Raw genomic sequence first — 17745 nt, forward strand, 5'->3', positions numbered from 1 at the left:
GCGGGTTTTCCGGGGTCGGGACGCTCTCCCGGCCTCCTTTGCAATTCTACAGACTTTTGATTTATTTTTTAATCATAGCAGGGCAAAAAATCAGGCGGTTCCGTCGCGGGTCTTACGGCCTTCGGCGGGGCCGCTTTTACCGTCGTCGCTCCCGTCGTTCTCGTCGAAATATGTCCAGAAGATAGACTCTTTTTTCTGTTCGACAATCCGCTTGTACTTGAAGTGAACCAGGTCGAAGATCTCCTCTCTGGCGTCCGGGGGCAGGAGGCGGAACATGGCAAGAAAATCGGCCTCAAGCTGGGACAAGGGGACGCCGTCACAAGTGGGCGGGCTTGAGGGTAGCGGAGGCAATTCTAAGAGACGCCCGGCATCAATCTCGAAATAACGAGCGAGAGCGACCAGGGCCTCATAGCCTGGCTTGCTCCTCCCCCGTTCCCAGTCTCCGACATTTCCATTAGAAACGCCGATAGCCTTTGCAAGTTCTACTTGCGTTACGCCCTTTTTCGAGCGTAATTCTCGTAAAAGTTCACTAAACATAAAAAGCACCTCTCGAAAATCCGTGAATTTTTCTCGTAAATGTATTGACATTCTCGTAAATACGCAATATAATACTCATAGATTAAAAAATTAAGCAAAACAAGCATACCACACCGACCACAAAAAGGAAAGCGTAAAGGAGGCCGAACATGAGAAACGGCAGAAAGCCGACTATAAAACAGAAGATCAGGCTCGGGCAAGCGGGCCTCGCGCCGGAGAACTGGCTCGTCGTGCGGCAGAAGCCGGACGGGGAACTCATCATCCTCCACAAGCGCACGAACATGATCCGGGTCGTCCCTTCGCTGGGACAATGACCCACACAACAGGAAGGAGCAGCAGCATGAGCGAGAAAAGAGAACGCATTTGCCCGGTCTGCGGGCGCAGTTATACCGACCCTCCCGCGCTTTCACGGCGGGACAACAAGACGGACATCTGCCCGGAGTGCGGGATGCGGGAAGCCCTAGCAGCAATTCCTCGGCGCGAGACCCCCGCCGAACGGACGCGGCGGGCCGTCTACGCTACCGGGAACAAGTGGGCGATCGAGAACTTCGAGGCCACACACTCATAGCCGAAACGCCCCTCGGGGCGTCATCGAGGGGGAGAGCCCGCCCTCGGTCTGATGATGGCAGGGCACGGAACAACAGGAAGGAGCAGCAGTATGAGAAAGATGAAGAAGATCAACGGCTACCTCGTCGTCAAGTTCAACGACCGGGAGCTTCGGGAATGGGAGGGCACGGCCCTCGGCAAGTACGGCGTCATCGACGCGGAGCTCTACACGGGGACGCTCGAGGTCGACCGGGGCGCGATGGAGTACGACAACGCGGACAGCATTGAGGAGGCCGTGGAGCTGGCCCGTGGGCTTGAGTCGGAGCTCGACACCGAGGAGCCCGAGGTCAAGGTCACGCTCATCAAGGAGACGGACGAGGCCACCGAGGAGGAGGAAGTGGACGCGCAGAAGATGATCGCCGGATGGGAGAACACCCTCCGGGGACAGGTCGCGAGCCCCCACTACAAGGACGTGGACGAGCGCACGGCGGCACATGAGCTTTACGGCTACAAGGCCGCGCTCCGCGACCTGGGCCTTCTGGATCGGGAAGACTGCTACGTCCTCCCGGACACCTTCGGGGAGGCCCCGGGGCCGCTCCCCAAGAAGCCGGAGGAGCTCCTCTCCTATGTGTGCGACGAGCTTTGCCGCCACCACCTCCCGGAGATGACGCAAGAGCAGCTCGACGCGGTTTGTGCGCGGTGCTCCCTTGAGCGGCTGGCGGACAAAGCGGACGAGGCGGAGCTCCGCATCCGCACAAAGGCGCACCGGGAGCTCAACGGCCTCATCGCGGATCTCCGGGACGCCCGGCCCGGCGCGGAGGCCGGACGGCTTGAGCACGAGGCCCGGGCCTATCTCCGGGCGCTGGCGGCGACGGGGACGGTCACAGAGGGCGAGAGCGCAGCCCTCACCGCCGCGATCGAGGAGGCCCGCACCGCCCAGGCCCACACGCCGGAGCGGACGACCTTCGAGCACCTCCACCCGGAGCTCAAGCGCCACCGGGAGACGGCGCAGATCTACACCCTGGGGCTGGCGCTGGCGGCGGATTGCCCGGACAACGATTGCCGGGTCTACCTCAACATCTTCAACGGGGCCCGGGAGCTGGATGCCGCCCTGGACAACCTGGACGCGGAAGGCGCTCCGGCGCTCGCCTTGCGGAAGGCGCTCCGAGAACGGGTCGGAGAGCTGGCGGAGATGTTCGACGGGAACTTCGCCGTCAAGCAGTATCGGAAGGAGGCGAGATCATGAACGGGTTAGACCTCTTTAGATCCCCGAAGACGGCGGCGGACGAGATCGCCGACATCGTCTCGGCACAATGTCCGCCCGTTGTCCCTGAGAACTGCGACGCCTTCTCATGCCGGGAGTGCTGGCTTGCGTGGCTGACTACAGGCGAACCGCCAAAAGAAAAGGGGCCGTCCGACAAGCAGACAGCCCCGGGCAGAGACTCCGCTCCATACTACCCGCCCACAGAAGCAATCAGAAAAGCAGCAGAAAGACTTAAGGACGGAAACATGGAGTACACGGCTATAGCTCTTATTCGGGCTCATGATGGCGAAGAACTTCCGCAGCCTTAAACGCATACGCCCGAGCGATGATCGAAGCTGCATAGTATGTTTCACGGCATACCGCTATAATTGCTTCCTTTTGGGCGTCGCTAAGGTTGGCTCCGGCGTGTTCATCGGAGTCGAGGATGGTTTTGCGAAGGCGCTCCCCAAGAATAGACCAGTCGGCGTCACGACAGGCATCTACCTCGTCATGAACTCGCTCCACAGCGTTGAGAACATCGTCACACATTTAGATCACCTCCTTCCCGGGCCGGAAGCCCTACTTCGATTATACCAGCGCCGGGGAGGGGCACACAAGGAGGAAACAGCAGCATGAAAGCAGAACTCAAACGAGCCGCCGACCTCGTCGCCTTCCAGCGGCGGGAGGCCCTGGCACGGAAGCGGCTCTCGGGCGATCCCCGGAACCCCTTCCGGCCCCGCTACGGGGCGGAGCTGACCTTCACGGCGGCGGCGCAGGAGGCGGAGACCTGGGCTATATTCTCAAATTACTTGAGAAGGAAGCGGCCCGGGAGTGTGCGCGGCGGGTCATCCCCACGCTGGACGCGATCCTTGACTTTGTCATCGGGTTCGGGCTTCTGGCCCTGGCGATGCTGGGCGTCGCCGCCGCGTGTGTGGCAGCGGGAGCGCCGGACGGCATCACCCGGACGGCGGCGCTTTTGGGCGTGGGTTTCATCACAGCCCTCTCGCTGCACCGCCTGGGGCGGAAGTAATTCTAAGAACGACTACACAGGAAGGAGGACAGCGATGAAAAGCAACGGCAAACTTTGCCCCCTGGGGAAGCTCGTCGTCAAGGCGCTCGCCGACCAGGAGAAGACAAAGTCGCAGCTCGCCGCCGAGATCGGGACGTCGCCGCAGTATCTAAGCTACATTCTCTACGGCGTCCGCTCGGGCGAGAAGTACCTCCCGGCGCTCATCGCGGCCCTCAAGCTCGACCCCCGGAAGGTCGAGAAGGCAACGGCAGCATGACAGCAGGAAGGGAGGGACAGGAGTGCCGGACGTATTCATCACCATGAAGGAGGCGGCGGAGTTCGAGGGCGTGAAGTATGGGACATTCGCCCAACGCATCGCCCGCAACCCCAAGCAGTACAAGACCAAGACGCAGCCCCGGGAGGGCGGAGGCAAGGAGCAAGTTTTGATTGCGGTCTCCTCGCTCTCCCCAAAAGGCCGGAAGGCGTGGCGGGCGGCGCAGAAAGTGGACGGGAGGGATGTCGTCATAGAGAAGCGAGCAGAGTCCGCGCCCTGGTATGTGGGCGTCGACCTCAACCACTACACCGAGCAGCATAAGAAGGAGTTCTACGAAGCCGTCGAGCTGGCGGCACGGGTTCAAGACTTCATAGAGTACGACGGCCCGGAAAACCGCACGGCCTACGCGGAACGCTACGCGCTGGGGCTGGGCGTGAGCCCGCAAACCCTCTACCGCTACATGAGCAACGTCCTCAAGGCGAACGCCTGGGCGCTCAAGCTGGAGAAGGAGGACGGGCAGAACCGGGACTACTTCCGGGCGCTGGCCTTGTGCCGGAAGCCGAAGGAGAAGGCAACCTTCCCAAGCCTCACGGACGAGCAAAAGGCGCTCATTGAAAACATCTGGTTCGACCACCGCTTCGCCGCCAACCTGGGGACGATTGAGATGCTCTATGAGAAGTTTGAGGAAGTCGCCGAGGGCCGGGGCTGGGAGAGCTACCCCAGCATCAAGACGGTCGCCCGGTACATCAAGCACCTCATGGACAGCCGGGGCGCAGAGTCGGCCCGCTACCTCGCGGCCAACGGCTCCCGGGAGTGGAAGAACAAGAAGATGCTCAAGGGCAAGCGGGACGCGACGAGCCTCAAGGTCATGGAGTACGTGGTCGGCGACGAGCACACCTTCGACTTTTGGGTTCAGTGGGTTGCCCCGAACGGGAAAGTCAAGGCCGTCCGCCCGAAGCTCGTCGCATGGATGGACATGCGGAGCCGGGCGATCGTGGGCGACGTGGCTTGTGTAGACGCCAACAACCAGACCCTCAAGGAGAGCCTTGTGAAGATGCTCTACTCCCACCCGGGCGGCGTCCCCCACATCCTGCACGTGGACAACGGCAAGGACTACACGGCGAAGACCATGACGGGCCAGAGCCGGAAGAAGCGGAACATCGAGTTCGAGTTCGACGCGGAGACGGTGGGTTTCTACCAGAGCATCGGCATCGAGGAGGTGGGGCGGTCGCTCCCCTATCAGCCGTGGGACAAGCCGATCGAGCGTTTCTTCTCGACCGTGTGCTCCAAGTTCTCAAAATGGTTTGAGAGCTACACGGGCACCCTCACGGGTTCCAAGACCTACGCCAAGCGGCAGAAGGACGTCGACGGGATGCTCGAGCGTGGGGAGCTGCTCACGATGGAGGAGTTCTTCGAGGCGTGGACGGAGTGGAAGGAAACGAAGTACCACACCCGGGAGCACCGGGGACTCAAGGACGCGGGCGAGAAGTGGGTCACGCCGATCTCGCTCTTTGAGAACGGCGAACGCTATGAGAAGGCAGCGCCGCCCCGGGAGTATGCGGCGATGCTGCTCATGAAGGCGGACACCGCCCTCGTGCGGAACCAGGGGATCACCAAGTTCGGGACGCTCTACACGGACTACGAGCTTTGTCACTACGTCGGCAAGCACGTCGGCATCAAGTGGGACATCGACGACGTCACGAAGCTCTACGTCTTCGACGAGGAGGGCCGGAAGATATGCGAGGCCGTCTCCGCCGAGCTCCTGGCCTTCGGGCCCCACTGTTCACAGGCGGCGCTTGAGCGCCACCTCCGCGACCAGAAGCGGCAGGAGAAGGAAATGCGCGAGATCCTGGAAGACATGCGGAGGCCCTACGAGCTCCGCGTCCAGGAGGGCGGACGCCCCTCGAGCGCGGTCGGCATGATCGACCTCACCATCAAGGCGGAGCGGAGCCCGAAGGTCATCGCCCTCCCGAACGACAAGGAATACCGGGCGGAAGCGGCGGCAAGCCGGAAGGCCAGGAAGAAGACATCCGGGGACGAGTTCCTCACCAACAAGGCAGACGACGCCCTCGCCCGTTTGAGGGCTATGAACGAATAGGAGGTACAACATGGAAGTCACAGCAGCAGCGGCCCAGGCCGCAACCTATACCAACAGCAAGAGTCTCGCGGAGCAGATCAACGACTACCTCGCGGCGACGAAGACCAGCATCGCGACCCTGGCAAGCGAGATCCCGGGCTATTCCCGCCCGACGATCTCCCGCTACCTCTCGGGCAAGTACGAGGGGGACATCGCAGCCATTGAGAAGCTGCTCGCGGACTGGCTGGCCGGGCGCACCGGGGAGGACGTGGCCCTCCCGGAGCCGGGCCGGAAGACCGGGACGAAGCCCGCCTTCTTTGAGAGCCGGGACGCCCTCAAGGTGCTGGGCGTGTGTCAGAGCTGTCAAGAGTACATCGGGCTCGGCATCGTGGTCGCCCGCAGCGGCTACGGCAAGACCTACTCCCTCCGGCAGTACGCCAAGCTCCCCCGGGTCGCCTATATCGAGTGTGACGACACCATGAGCAGCCGGGATCTTGTGGAGGCGATCGAACGGGCCCTCGGCATCCCCAGCGGCTACGGGACGATCTGGCGCAGGGTCAACGGCATCCGGGACTATTTCAACACGAACAAGGGCTACCTCCTCATCATCGACGAGGCGGACAAGCTCGTCTCGAAGTACACCCAAAAGAAGATGGAGATCCTCCGGGCGATCTTCGACCAGTCGGACGTGGGGCTCGTCATCGCCGGGGAGCCGAAGCTCGAGGCGCAGATCAAGACCTACCTCGTCCGCATGGCGAACCGGGTCGACTTCTACGTCAGCCTCAAGGGGCTTGACCCCTCGGAGGTGGAGGGCTACCTCGCGGGCTTCGAGGTCGCGCCGGACGCGATGGTCGAGCTCAAGGCCCGGGCCTGCAACATGCAGACGGGATGCTTCCGCCTCCTCGACCGCACCCTCTCCAATGTGTCCCGCATCCTTGAGGAGAGGGGCGAGAGGGTCGTCACGGTCAAGATCATTGAGCAAGCCTCGAGCCTCATGATGCTTTGACGCGGAGGAGGCCGGGACAATGAAAATGAGAAAGCAGCGGCTCATGGGGCTCGCTATGCTGGCGATCACCGCCCTCATCCTGGTTATGGCCCGAGGCGGGAGGACGCCGGAGGACAGCGACGCGACCGCCGCCTTCCTCACCGGGCCCCTGGGCTTGTATATGCTCCTCTCGAAGACCTACATCCTATACGACGGCGAGGAGCAGGAGGCGGGCGGGCAGAAGGAAAGCGTCGGGGAGGCAGCTCCCCGGGCACATAACAAAACTACAAGAAAGGAAGTTGTCAACACATGGCAAGAAAGAGAGTGGTCGAGCCCTCGGGCGTCAAGACCTGGGAGGACGCAAACGACGCCCTCCGTCAGATTGCGGAAGCGCAGCTTGCCCTCGCGGACATTGAGGGTGAGATGAACAAGCAGATCCTCGGGGCGAAGAAGGCCGCAGAGGAGCAGAGCAAGCCGTACAAGGACAGGGTCGCCAAGCTCGAGCGCGAGCTCAAGGATTTTGTCACCGAGCACCGGGCAGACATGGGGAAGACGAAGACCCGGGCCCTCACCTTCGGCGAGGTAGGGTTCCGGCTCTCGACCTCCGTGTCGCTCCCCCGGGCGAAGGAGAAGATCGAGGAGATCATCCGCCGCCTCAAGACCCGGCAGATGATGGACTGCATCGTCGTCAAGGAGGACGTCTCGAAGGAGGCCCTCAAGAAGTACGGCGAGGACACCGTCAACGCGGTCGGCGCTACCTGGAAGCAGCAAGACGTCTTTGGCTATGAGCTGAACTTCTCGAAGCTGGAACAGGTCAAGGCCGGGCAATAAGAGGGCCGAGAAACGAGGTGTAAATCATGGCAGCAGCAACAACACGCAGCGGGCGGAAGCTCCCCTCCATCCGCACCCTATGGGCGATCGCCAAGTCGCCGGAGCTGGGGCTCACGGACGAAGACCTCCACGGGGTCGTGTACCGGGAGACGGGCAAGGGGAGCATGAAGCAGCTCACCCAGGGCGAGATCACCGCCGTCGCCCGCGTCCTGCAAAACATGAAGGACAGCGCAGCCCGGGGAAGCCGGAGCAAGCGCACGGATGAGGGAGGCAACCCCACGACCGAACGGCAGCGCCGGAAGATCTACGCGCTGACCGAGGCCCTCGGCTGGAACAGCGACAAGCGCCGGATTGAGGGGTTCGTGAAGCGGATGACGGGCATCGACCGCCTTGAATGGCTGGACGCGGGCCAGTGTGAGAAGGTCATCGAGGGGCTCAAGGCAATCCTCGCCCGGGAGCAGCGGAAGGAGGGCGCGGATGGACGTCGGGACAAGTAAAGGGCTTGAGAGCTTCCTCGCCTTCCTCCGGGAGACCACGGAACGGCACAGGATGGCGGAGGCCGACCGCGCTGAGGCGGAGGCCGCGACGCAAGACCTCCTCCACGCGCTCGAGCTGGGAGACGACAAGGCCCCGGGCCGGGCGCGGCTGGGGCTCAAGATCCGGGAAGTGCGGCGGCAGCGCCGGACGGCGAAGGACATCGCGGAGCAGACCCGGCCCGTGGTGGATTGGGTAGAGCAGAACCGCACCGTCATCAAGGGCCTTGAGCGGCTTTTAGGCGATGTCCGCAAGCAGGAGCGCCGGAGCGAGGGGCGCAGCTATGCGCCCCGTACCCACATATTAGAGGACATACGGCGCGACGGAGAGAAGGAGGGGCAGCATGAACAACTTTGACGAGCCCGTCAAGAAGGCGGAGACCGACGCGGAGATCCTGGACGCGCTGCAAGGGGTCAAGCTGACACAGGACGAGATCCGGCGCGGGGCGTGTGGCGGGATGGGGCTCGCCTTTTTCCGGGCCTACTATGAGAAGCTCCCGGAGGAAGTCGCCCGCCGCCTCACGGAGATCGACACCGAGGCCGTGGAGCACATCACCCGGGCGACGGGTCTCAACCTGTCCGGCTCGCTCCTGGATCGGTTCGGGGAGAAGCTGGCAAGCGACGCCGCCTTCGCCCAGGTCATCCGGGCGGCGAACGTGTACCGGGGGCGGCTGGGCTACGCTCCCCTCGGGCCGGACGGCTGGCCGGAGGTGGAGACATGAGCGAAAGAGCGCGGAAGGCGGGGCAGTTTGCCGGAGCGGTGGAGCGGCTGGCCGTGGAGCTGGCGATGGTCGAGATCATCCAGGCGCGGCGGTTCCTGGGCAAGCCCACCAGCAAGAAAGACCGCGAGGAGCTGCTCAAGCTCACGACCCCCGAGCTTGCCTCGGCAGCCCAGGCACTCGGAGCCGCCGTACACCTTCGGCAACAGATGGAGATAGCGGAGTTCACTCGGGGCCTCATAGAACAGCAGAAAGCCGCGCAGGAGCCCAGGGCGGGCCGCTTCCGTGTTGAGGGGGGAGTTATGCCAACGAAGAAGAAGCGCCTCACACAGCGCGAGAAGGCCGAGAGAGCAGCGATGAAGAAGCAGCTCCAAGCGGAGGGAGTCCTCCCGCCCGACAAGCCCAGGCTCAACCGCAAGAAGTTCGCCCGGGAGACCTGGGCGGAGTGGGAGGAGTTCCTCAAGGGCGACCCGATCCGGGCGGAGGTCTCCCTTCTCCGGGCGGTGGAGTTCATAGCGGGCCCGGAGCTTCCGGCAGTCACGCCGGAACAGGTGGGCGTCTATAAGGCCCTCAAGCTGGCGGTGGAGTACAACAAATTCCTCCGCAAGCTGGAAGCCGAAGGGCGCAGCAAGTACACAATCGGGGAGCTGGCCGACGAGGTCGTCCTCCCCATCTGGAAATTATAAGGAGGCAAACAACACATCATGAAGTACAGCAAAAGCAACCCGCCCATGACGTGCATGATGACACAGAGCACGTGCTACAAGGGCACCAAGAAGATGACGGTCAAGGGCGTCTTGTGGCACAGCACCGGGGCGAACAACCCGACCCTCAAGCGATATGTTCAGCCGGACGACGGCGCACCCGACCGAGCCGAGCTCCTGTCCAAGCTGGGCACCAACGCGAACAAGAACGACTGGAACCACATCGACACACAAGCGGGCCTGAACGCCTGGATCGGGAAGCTCGCGGACGGGAGCGTCGCGGCGGTTCAGACGATGCCCTGGGACTTTAGGCCGTGGGGATGTGGGAGCGGCAGCAAGGGGTCATGCAACAGCGGATGGATTCAGTTTGAAATCTGTGAGGACGCCTTGACGGACGCCGACTACTTCGCCGCCGTGTATCAAGAGGCGTGTGAGCTGACGGCGTACCTCTGCACCCTCTACGGCATCGCCCCCAAAGGAACCGCCGATTGCTCCGGCGTCACCGTCCCGACCATTTTGTGCCACGCGGACAGCCACAAACTAAAGCTCGGCAGCAATCACGCCGACGTGACACACTGGTTCCCCAAGTTCGGGAAGTCGATGGAGACCGCCCGGGACGATGTCGCGGCCCTGATGAGCGGCTCCACCGCGCCGGGCACGGAAGACAAGACGGCGATCATGGGCAAGGCCCAGGCCACCGCGTCACAGATGGCGGCGTTCTGCTTGAGCAAGAACGCCTCGCCGCAGCTCCCGAGCTGCACCGTGGAGGAGCTGGCCCGCATGTTCATCGAGGAGGGCGAGGCCGAGGGCGTCCGGGGCGACGTGGCCTTCGCGCAGAGCCTCCACGAAACGGGCTATTTCAAATACGGCGGCATCGTGACGCCGGAGATGAACAACTTCGCGGGCATCGGGGCCCTCAACGGCAACGCCACGGGACAGGCGGCGAGCTTCCCCGACCCGCGCACGGGCGTCCGGGCGCAGATCCAGCACCTCAAGGCATACGCATCCACCGAGGCCCTCGTGAACGCTTGCGTCGACCCCCGCTTCTCCCTGGTCGCCCGTGGCGTGGCCCCCTATGTGGAATGGCTGGGCGCGGCGGACAACCCGCAGGGGCGCGGCTGGGCGGTTCCCGGCGCGGGCTATGGGGCGAACATCGTGAAGCTGCTCGGCCAGATCCTCGCCTTCCAAGACCCGGGGGACGGCTACCCGGCCAATACCCCGGAATGGCAAAAGGCGGGCTTTGAGGCCCTGGTAGAGCGCGGCATCATCAACTCCCCGGACGTGTGGAAGGCGAAGTTCGACCAACCGATCAAGGTCGGGGAAATCCTGGCGATCATCGGCAGGATGTAACAGGAAGGGAGGGCACAGGACATGGATAAACTCGCCGAGGGTTTGACGCTGGAAATGCTCCCCGAAGGGCTCTACCGCATGATCGCCGAGGCGATCGGGACGGATAACTTCTATAAGCTCGCCGAGGTCGTCGGGGGTACGACGGTTTACATCCCGAAGCCCGAGAGCGTCACCCGGCCCGTCCGCGACGCCCGCATCAAAGAGGAGTTCAACGGCTACAATCACCCGGAGCTCGCCCGGAAGTACGGCGTCACAGAGCGATGGGTTCGCCGGATTTGCGGCCCAGGGCAGACGGAGGGGCAGATCGACATCTTCGACTATTTCAACGACCCGGGGCAGGAGGACGACGAGCTCCTCCCGTGAGCGGCAACTCTTAGAACTGCTTTGTATATAAGTTTCCGGGAACGGGATTTAAGATAAGAGTACAAGCTATAGCTTGTACTCTTATTTTTTGTCCAAAGGAGGCAGACACACATGAACATGGAACTCATCCAAAGCGCAGCGAGCGACGCTCTTGTCAACGTCGTTCTCGCGGTCATCGCCCTGGCCGGGGCCTACGCGGTGTACTACATCCGCCTGGGCGCGGCCAAGCTCAAGGAGCAGACGGCGCAGATCAAGGACGAGGCGGGCCGGAAGGTGCTCGAGGACGCCCTTGATGACGTCGTCAACCTTGCGACGGTCTCGGTGGGGGCGATGGAGCAGACCACGGCGAAGGCGCTCCGGGACGCGGTCAAGAGCGGCAAGGCAAGCCGGGAGGAGCTGCTCGCCCTGGGGAAACAGGTCTTCGACGAGGTAAAGGCGGCGATCAGCCCCCAGGCGCAGAAGGTCATCACCGACAACCTGGGCAGCTTCGACAAGTACCTCACCGCCGTCATCGAGGACGCCGTCCTCAAGGTCAAGCAGGAAGACCCCTATCTCACACTCTCCGGGGAACTGATTAAGGACGCCGCGCCGGAAGACAAGGCCGGAGCCGCCGCGCAGTAAGGAGGGGCCGACATGGACGGAGCGACAATCGCGATGTTCGTCTTTCAGACGGTCATCACGGCGATCATCGGGGTCGCCGCGTGGGGAGTGAAGAACGCGATCGGCGAGATGAAGGCGGCGGTCTCGGAGCTCAAGGCAGCGGACAAGAAGAACGCCGAGGAGATCGCCGCCGTGCGCGGAGAGCTGGGCGACCTCAAGGCCGACCTCCCCCTCATCTACACGACCCGGGAGGACTTCATCCGGGTCTCGAACAACATCGACCAGAAGCTCGACAAGCTCCTATACAGGGGCGCAGCAAAGGAGGGATAAAAGCGTATGGCATACTTTGACGACATGACGGAGCAGGAGATCCGGCAGAACAAGGCGATCCGGGGCTACATCGTCCGGGCCCTGGCGAAAGGCAATCAGAACTCGCTGCTTGTGCGGCAGATCACGAACGCCCTCCTCGCCGACAACCTCATCACCGTCCCGGACATCTCGAAGCAGCTCTCCTATTTGGAGGACGGCGGCTACATCGAGTTCACGGACAAGCGGGCCACGGCCTACAACGCCTACCGCCGCGACGCCGTCATCCAGCTCACGAAGGCGGGCGTCGACCTTGTGGAAGGCACGAGGGACGACCCGGGCGTCGATGTCTAAGAAAGAGCGCCGGAGGACGCGGATCAGCTCGACGATCGACAAGCTCCCGGACGACATCAAGACGGAGCTCGACGTCCGGCTCGCGGACACGGCCAACACCTACGAGGAGCTCTCCGCGTGGCTCAAGGCGGAGGGCTACGAAATCAGCAAGAGCGCGATCGGGCGCTACGCGATCCGCAGCACCCAGGCGGCGCAGCGGGTCGCCGAGACCCTACAGCGCACCCAGGCTGATCGCCCAGGCGGTAGAGGCGCACCCCGACCTCGACTACACGAAAGCGGCGTCGATGGTTCTCATGGACGGCCTCATGCAGCGCGTGAGCACGGCGGAGGGCGACTTCCAGGAGATGCCGCTTGACAAGGCGGGGCGGCTCATCGCAAGCCTCGCCCGGAACGCCACCTATGAGAAGCGCGTCCGGCAGGACATGAAGAAGAAGGCCGAGCTTGCCTTCGACCAGCTTGAGGCGGAGCTCATGGCGGCGATCAAGCAGCACCCGGAACTCGCCGGGGAGCTGCACGACGTCCTCTCAAGGGCGAGGGAGAAGGTGCTCGACGATGGCGAAGATTGACCTCAAGGACTACCTGGAACGGCTCGAGGAGCCGGAAGACCGGGAAGCGGTCGCGAGCCGGGAGTACCAGCGGGAACTATTTGAGCAGTATGTCCAGAAGGGGACGAACTTCCCCGAGCTCCGGGCGCAGCTCCTCGAGGAGTACCGGGCCGGGGCAGAGCTCACGGGCCCCAGGGGCTACGCCGGAAGCTCGGGGCGGTTGACCTGGGCTACTTCGGGCGGGCCTACCTCCCCCACTACTTTGTGAGGCCGTCGCCCCCGTTTCACGAGGAGCTCGACCGCATCTTCCGCGAGGGCGTCATGAAGGGGCTGAACCCCGCCACCGACGCGAAGGAAATCAGCCGGGCGGACGGATGCCGGAGGGCGGTCGAGGCCCCGCGTGGACACGCCAAGAGCACGAACTTCACCTTCAAGGACTCCATCCACTCGGCGGTGTACGCCTACAAGCACTACGAGATCATCCTCTCGGACAGCTCGGAACAGGCCGAGGGCTTCCTCTCCGACATCAAAACGGAGCTTGAGGAGAACGCGGCGCTCCGGGAGGACTTCGGGGAGCTTGTGGGCCGCGTCTGGAAGGCGTCGGTCATCCTCCTCTCGAACGGGGTCAAGATCGAGGCGCTGGGCGCGGGCAAGAAGATCCGCGGACGGCGGCACAAACAATGGAGGCCCGACCTCATCTTGTGCGACGACCTCGAGAACGACGAGAACGTCAACACAGCCGAGCAAAGAAAGAAGCTCCGGGACTGGTTCTATAAGGCCGTGAGCAAGGCGGGCGACACCTACACGGACATCGTCTACATCGGAACGCTGCTCCACTACGACGCCCTCCTCGCCAATGTCGCCAAGAACCCCGAGTATGAGGCCGTCCGCTACAAGGGCGTCATCTCCTTCGCGGCAAACACGGCCTTGTGGGACGCCTGGGAGCGCATCTTCACCGACCTTGAGAACCCCAGGCACAAGGAAGACGCCGAGGACTTCTTCAAGGCGAACGAGGCCGCGATGCTGGAAGGAACCGCCGTCTTGTGGGAGGAGAAGCTCCCCTACTACGCCCTCATGGTTATGAGGGTATCGGAGGGCGAGGCGTCCTTCAGCAGCGAGATCCAGAACGAGCCCATCGACCCGGAGAGCTGCGCGTTTGCCGAGGAGTGGATCGACTACTACGACGACGGGCAGCTTCCCCCGGACTTCTCCGAGGCGCGGTTCCTGTTCGTCGCGGCGAACGACCCCTCCCTCGGCAAGAACCGCAAGAGCGACACCTCGGCGATCATCGCCGTGGCGAAGGACACCTCGACGGGCTACATGTACGTCGTGATTGCCGACATCGCCAAGCGCAAGCCGGACAAAATCATTGAGGACGCGATCGAGGCGTCCCGCCGTTTGAAGCGGGAGTACAAGAAGCCCCTCTACAAGTTCGGCGTCGAGACGGTTCAGTTTCAATACTACTTTGCCGAGATCATGCGGCAGAAGTCCGCCGAAATCGGCGAGTACCTCCCCATCGAGGAGATCAACAGCGTCCAGAACAAGGACGCCCGCATCCAGTCCTTGCAGCCCTTCGTGAAGAACGGCTACCTCAAGTTCTCCAAGCGGCACAAGGCCCTCCTCGACCAGATGCTCAAGTACCCTATGGGGAAGAACGACGACGGGCCGGATGCGCTGCAAATGGCCGTCTCCTGGCCCTCTCGGTCAAGGTGGGGCAGCACACGGATTATAAATCAGTTTTGGGCCGCGCTATCAAGTTTCGGCGCGGGGCCTACTAAGGAGGTGAGGCATTATTAGTACAGTTATTCATGAGAACACAATCATTCACGGAGATAGCCTCACTGTGCTCCGGCAAATGCCGGACGAGAGTGTGAACGCAATTATCACCGATCCGCCCTATGGCATCAACTACGTCTCACAGACCGGGGCAAGGATTAAAAACGACAAAGCCCCATTCATCTGGTTCCTTTATGACGCTTTCCGCGTACTCAAGTCGGGAGGAACGCTCCTATGCTTCACGCGCTGGGATGTAGAGCAGACCTTCATCGACGCGATTGAACTGGCCGGCTTCCGGGTCAAAAGTGAGGTTATTTGGGACAAGGTCTATCACGGTATGGGGGACACGAAAGCAGCCTTTGCCCCGGCACATGAGAACATCGTCTTCGCGATTAAGGGGAAGTACAGCTTCCCCGGGGGCAGGCCGAAAGATCTCGTCACCTTCAGCAAGCTCGGCAGCGCCCAGATGATCCACCCGACAGAGAAGCCAGTGGGCTTGATTGCAAACCTTATTACGGCAGTTACAAAGCCAGACGACCTCATCCTTGACCCGTTTGCCGGAAGCGGCTCTACTCTTGTCGCCGCAAAGAAGTCGGGGCGGCGGTTCATCGGCGTGGAGCTTGACGACGAGTATTATGAAAAAGCACGGCGGCGCATTGAGGAGGTGGTCGAGTGAGCAGCAAGGGAAAGCGGTGGAGCCTTAGAGGTTTGTTCCAGCGCCGCCCCGAGACGCGGGAGGTCGCAGCCGCCCAGGTAACAGACAAGTACAGCGAGTACCCCTCGGACGGGCTCACCCCCGTCCGGCTGGCGGAGATCTTCAAGGAGGCGGACGCCGGGGACGTGCTCCGGCAAGCCGAGCTCTTTGAGGAGATGGAGGAGAAAGACCCGCACCTCTTTTCCCAGCTCCAAACGAGGAAGAACGCGGTCACGGGCCTCGACTATGAGATCATCCCCTTTGACAGCGACGACCCCAGGGACAAGGAGATCGCCGAGTTTGTGGAAGCGCAGCTCGGCGGCATCGAGGGCTTTGAGGACATCATGCTCGACCTCCTGGACGCGATCGGGAAGGGCTTCGCGGTCTCGGAAATCATGTGGAGCTACGACGAGGGGCACGTTGTCGTCGGCGACATCCGTTCCCGTCATCAAAAGCGGTTCTTTTGGGACAGCGTCGACGACTCCTTCAAGGTGAGAACCCAGGAGGCCCCGGAGGGCATCGAGCTCCCGAAGAACAAGTTCATCGTACACAAATACAAGGCCCGCAGCGGCCACCCCTCCCGGGCTGGCGTTTTGCGCGTGGTCGCCTGGATGTACCTCTTTAAGAACTACACCCTCAAGGATTGGGTCGCGTTTTGCGAGGTCTTCGGGATGCCGCTCCGCCTGGGGAAGTATCAGCCAGGCGCAAGCGAGGACGACAAGCGGGCGCTCATGCAAGCCCTCGTCGCAATCGGGGCGGACGCGGCGGGCATCTTCCCGGACGGCACGGCGATCGAGTTCGTGAACACCGAGAAGACCAGCTCGACCGACCTCTATGAACGGCTGGCCCGCTATTGCGACGAACAGGTCTCGAAGGCAATCCTCGGGCAGACCTTGACCTCGGACTCGGGCGGCGGCAGCTACGCACAGAGCAAGACGCACAACGACGTCCGCCACGACCTCACCGTCGCGGACTGCAAGGCAATCGCGGCCACCATCCGGCGCGACCTCATCCGCCCCCTGGTGCTCTACAACTTTGGGGAGGACAAGCGCATCCCGTACCTCCGCTTCGACGCGGAGGAGTCGGAGGATCTCACGCAGACGGCGACCGTCATCGGGACGCTCATCCGGGAGGCGGGGCTCAAGGTTCCGACAAGCTACATCTACAAGAAGTTCTCCATCCCGAAGCCCGAGGGCGACGAGGAGGTCGCCACCCCGCCCGGGCAGACGGCGCAGGGGGCGGGGTTCGGCCCCTTCTCCTTCAAGGCGCAGCCCGGCGAGCCGATCGCGCTCAAGGCCGGGGACGGAGCGGGGCACGGGACGCAAGAGCGCGTCGACCGTCTGGCGGCAGCGGCCACCCGGAAAAGCGCCGGGGCCTTCAAGAAAGCGTTCGGCCCGGTTCTCAAAAAGATTGAGAACGCGGAGAGCCTTGAGGAGCTCCGGGACATGATGGAGGACGAGAAGGCCGTCGCCGAGCTGTTCGGCGAGATGGATGTCTCGGAGGTGGAGGAGCTGCTTCAAAAGGTCATGCTCTACGCCAACCTCGAAGGGAGGGCGGCGGAAGATGGACGACATTGAGGCCGTATTCAACCGAAAGGACATGACCTTCGAGGAGGCCGTCCAGTATTTCAAGGAGCGCGTCCCGGTCACGGCGTCGGTCTTCTACGGTATCGCGGAGAAGTACCGGGGGCTCGCCTTCACAGTGGGCGGCTACACGAAGGCGCAGATCCTCAAGCGGTTCTATGAGGAGATCCTCGCGGCGCTGGAACAGGGGAACCCCCTCTCGGAGTTCCGGCGCAATATGAACGAGTTCCTCGAGGCCGAGGGCTATGAGGGGCTCGACCCGCTGCAAGCCGACCTCATCTTCCGCACCAACATCCAAACGGCCTACAATGTGGGCCACTATGAGCAGATGACAGACCCGGGCGTCATGAAGCTCCGCCCCTACTGGCAGTATGACGCCGTCAACGACGCCCACACCCGCCCGAGTCACCTCGCGATGGACGGGCGGGTCTTCCCAGCAGACAGCGAGGTATGGAATACATGGTTCCCGCCGAACGGGTTCCGATGCCGCTGCACGGTCAAGACGCTCTCAAAGAGACAGGTCGAGGCCCGGGGGCTCAAGGTGGAACAGACAGCGCCGGAGGGCCTCATGCCCGACCCGCACTTCTCGACCAACCCGGCAAAGGTACGCTTCGAGCCCGACCTCAAGGACTACCCCGCGCCGCTTGTGAAGGCGTACCAAAACCGGGAAAAAGAGAACCCGGGCAAATAAGGCCCACAGAGGCCCCAGGAAGGGC

Annotated in this window: 25 protein-coding genes and 1 other RNA gene; 24 read left to right on the top strand and 2 right to left on the bottom strand. The window is 62.8% G+C overall.

Annotation, left to right across the window (positions count from 1 at the left end; genetic code table 11):
- Positions 1–90 precede the first annotated feature (90 nt).
- Complete coding sequence (locus RWV98_RS15575; RefSeq protein WP_317861904.1) at positions 91–537, bottom strand: helix-turn-helix domain-containing protein; 447 nt, start codon at positions 535–537, stop codon at positions 91–93.
- A 149-nt stretch (positions 538–686) separates the two neighbouring features.
- On the opposite strand from RWV98_RS15575, the gene RWV98_RS15580 reads away from it, so the two are divergent.
- The 4 genes from RWV98_RS15580 to RWV98_RS15600 all read left to right on the top strand — a co-directional run bounded on the left by RWV98_RS15580 (position 687) and on the right by RWV98_RS15600 (position 2655).
- Positions 687–851: a DUF6906 family protein gene (locus RWV98_RS15580; protein WP_317861906.1), complete on the top strand. Its 165-nt coding sequence runs from the start codon at positions 687–689 to the stop codon at positions 849–851.
- Between the two features lie 252 nt (positions 852–1103).
- Positions 1104–1172: hammerhead ribozyme type II (locus RWV98_RS15590), an RNA gene on the top strand.
- A gap of 23 nt (positions 1173–1195) precedes the next feature.
- Positions 1196–2329, top strand: coding sequence for a hypothetical protein (locus tag RWV98_RS15595; RefSeq protein WP_317861911.1), 1134 nt, complete (start codon positions 1196–1198; stop codon positions 2327–2329).
- The gene (locus RWV98_RS15600) at positions 2326–2655 is read left to right on the top strand and encodes a hypothetical protein (RefSeq protein WP_100932358.1); all 330 of its coding nucleotides are present in this window, start codon (positions 2326–2328) and stop codon (positions 2653–2655) included. Before RWV98_RS15595 ends, RWV98_RS15600 begins: the two co-directional genes overlap by 4 nt.
- Here RWV98_RS15600 and RWV98_RS15605 read toward each other — a convergent pair.
- On the bottom strand, positions 2615–2875 hold the full coding sequence (locus RWV98_RS15605; RefSeq protein WP_148336542.1) for a hypothetical protein: 261 nt from the start codon (positions 2873–2875) through the stop codon (positions 2615–2617). The genes RWV98_RS15600 and RWV98_RS15605 overlap by 41 nt on opposite strands.
- Positions 2876–3390: 515 nt before the next feature.
- Between RWV98_RS15605 and RWV98_RS15610 the strand changes: the two genes are divergently transcribed.
- The 20 genes from RWV98_RS15610 (at position 3391) to RWV98_RS15695 (ending at position 17720) form a co-directional block, all read left to right on the top strand.
- A complete protein-coding gene (locus tag RWV98_RS15610; protein ID WP_008982039.1) occupies positions 3391–3612 on the top strand; it encodes a Cro/Cl family transcriptional regulator in 222 nt (73 codons plus the stop codon).
- Between the two features lie 22 nt (positions 3613–3634).
- On the top strand, positions 3635–5707 hold the full coding sequence (locus tag RWV98_RS15615) for a transposase (protein ID WP_317861916.1): 2073 nt from the start codon (positions 3635–3637) through the stop codon (positions 5705–5707).
- A 10-nt stretch (positions 5708–5717) separates the two neighbouring features.
- Positions 5718–6692 (top strand): AAA family ATPase, encoded by a 975-nt coding sequence (locus RWV98_RS15620; protein WP_148336546.1) that lies wholly within the window; start codon positions 5718–5720, stop codon positions 6690–6692.
- Between the two features lie 288 nt (positions 6693–6980).
- Positions 6981–7502, top strand: a complete 522-nt coding sequence (locus RWV98_RS15625; protein WP_148336548.1) for a host-nuclease inhibitor Gam family protein — start codon at positions 6981–6983, stop codon at positions 7500–7502.
- A gap of 26 nt (positions 7503–7528) precedes the next feature.
- Positions 7529–7999, top strand: a complete 471-nt coding sequence (locus RWV98_RS15630) for a regulatory protein GemA (protein WP_033118640.1) — start codon at positions 7529–7531, stop codon at positions 7997–7999.
- A complete protein-coding gene (locus RWV98_RS15635; protein WP_148336550.1) occupies positions 7980–8393 on the top strand; it encodes a hypothetical protein in 414 nt (137 codons plus the stop codon). Before RWV98_RS15630 ends, RWV98_RS15635 begins: the two co-directional genes overlap by 20 nt.
- Entirely contained in the window at positions 8380–8757 is a 378-nt protein-coding gene (locus tag RWV98_RS15640; RefSeq protein WP_148336552.1) for a translation initiation factor IF-2, read from the top strand. The genes RWV98_RS15635 and RWV98_RS15640 overlap by 14 nt, the downstream gene beginning before the upstream one ends.
- Positions 8754–9440 (top strand): hypothetical protein, encoded by a 687-nt coding sequence (locus tag RWV98_RS15645; RefSeq protein ID WP_317861921.1) that lies wholly within the window; start codon positions 8754–8756, stop codon positions 9438–9440. The genes RWV98_RS15640 and RWV98_RS15645 overlap by 4 nt, the downstream gene beginning before the upstream one ends.
- A gap of 18 nt (positions 9441–9458) precedes the next feature.
- Complete coding sequence (locus tag RWV98_RS15650; RefSeq protein ID WP_317861923.1) at positions 9459–10808, top strand: N-acetylmuramoyl-L-alanine amidase; 1350 nt, start codon at positions 9459–9461, stop codon at positions 10806–10808.
- A gap of 21 nt (positions 10809–10829) precedes the next feature.
- Positions 10830–11171, top strand: coding sequence for a Mor transcription activator family protein (locus RWV98_RS15655; protein ID WP_148336560.1), 342 nt, complete (start codon positions 10830–10832; stop codon positions 11169–11171).
- Positions 11172–11282: 111 nt separating this feature from the next.
- The gene (locus RWV98_RS15660; RefSeq protein ID WP_227108719.1) at positions 11283–11792 is read left to right on the top strand and encodes a hypothetical protein; all 510 of its coding nucleotides are present in this window, start codon (positions 11283–11285) and stop codon (positions 11790–11792) included.
- Positions 11793–11804: 12 nt separating this feature from the next.
- Positions 11805–12101 carry a hypothetical protein gene (locus tag RWV98_RS15665; RefSeq protein WP_008982026.1) on the top strand — a complete coding sequence of 99 codons (297 nt, stop codon included), beginning with the start codon at positions 11805–11807 and terminating at the stop codon, positions 12099–12101.
- A gap of 6 nt (positions 12102–12107) precedes the next feature.
- Entirely contained in the window at positions 12108–12431 is a 324-nt protein-coding gene (locus RWV98_RS15670; RefSeq protein WP_008982025.1) for a hypothetical protein, read from the top strand.
- Positions 12424–12786: a phage protein Gp27 family protein gene (locus RWV98_RS19500; protein ID WP_442872075.1), complete on the top strand. Its 363-nt coding sequence runs from the start codon at positions 12424–12426 to the stop codon at positions 12784–12786. The genes RWV98_RS15670 and RWV98_RS19500 overlap by 8 nt, the downstream gene beginning before the upstream one ends.
- The gene (locus RWV98_RS19505) at positions 12716–12997 is read left to right on the top strand and encodes a phage protein Gp27 family protein (RefSeq protein ID WP_442872076.1); all 282 of its coding nucleotides are present in this window, start codon (positions 12716–12718) and stop codon (positions 12995–12997) included. Before RWV98_RS19500 ends, RWV98_RS19505 begins: the two co-directional genes overlap by 71 nt.
- A complete protein-coding gene (locus tag RWV98_RS19510; protein WP_442872077.1) occupies positions 12984–13244 on the top strand; it encodes a hypothetical protein in 261 nt (86 codons plus the stop codon). The genes RWV98_RS19505 and RWV98_RS19510 overlap by 14 nt, the downstream gene beginning before the upstream one ends.
- A 53-nt stretch (positions 13245–13297) precedes the next feature.
- A complete protein-coding gene (gene terL, locus RWV98_RS15680) occupies positions 13298–14773 on the top strand; it encodes a phage terminase large subunit (protein WP_442872078.1) in 1476 nt (491 codons plus the stop codon).
- Positions 14774–14846: 73 nt separating this feature from the next.
- Positions 14847–15428, top strand: coding sequence for a DNA-methyltransferase (locus RWV98_RS15685; protein WP_227108717.1), 582 nt, complete (start codon positions 14847–14849; stop codon positions 15426–15428).
- The gene (locus tag RWV98_RS15690; protein ID WP_317861931.1) at positions 15425–17023 is read left to right on the top strand and encodes a DUF935 domain-containing protein; all 1599 of its coding nucleotides are present in this window, start codon (positions 15425–15427) and stop codon (positions 17021–17023) included. Before RWV98_RS15685 ends, RWV98_RS15690 begins: the two co-directional genes overlap by 4 nt.
- Entirely contained in the window at positions 17010–17720 is a 711-nt protein-coding gene (locus RWV98_RS15695) for a phage head morphogenesis protein (protein ID WP_148336567.1), read from the top strand. The genes RWV98_RS15690 and RWV98_RS15695 overlap by 14 nt, the downstream gene beginning before the upstream one ends.
- Positions 17721–17745 lie beyond the last annotated feature (25 nt).

The organism is Agathobaculum sp. NTUH-O15-33 (genome assembly GCF_033193315.1).
Classification (GTDB): Bacteria; Bacillota; Clostridia; order Oscillospirales; family Butyricicoccaceae; genus Agathobaculum; species Agathobaculum faecihominis_A.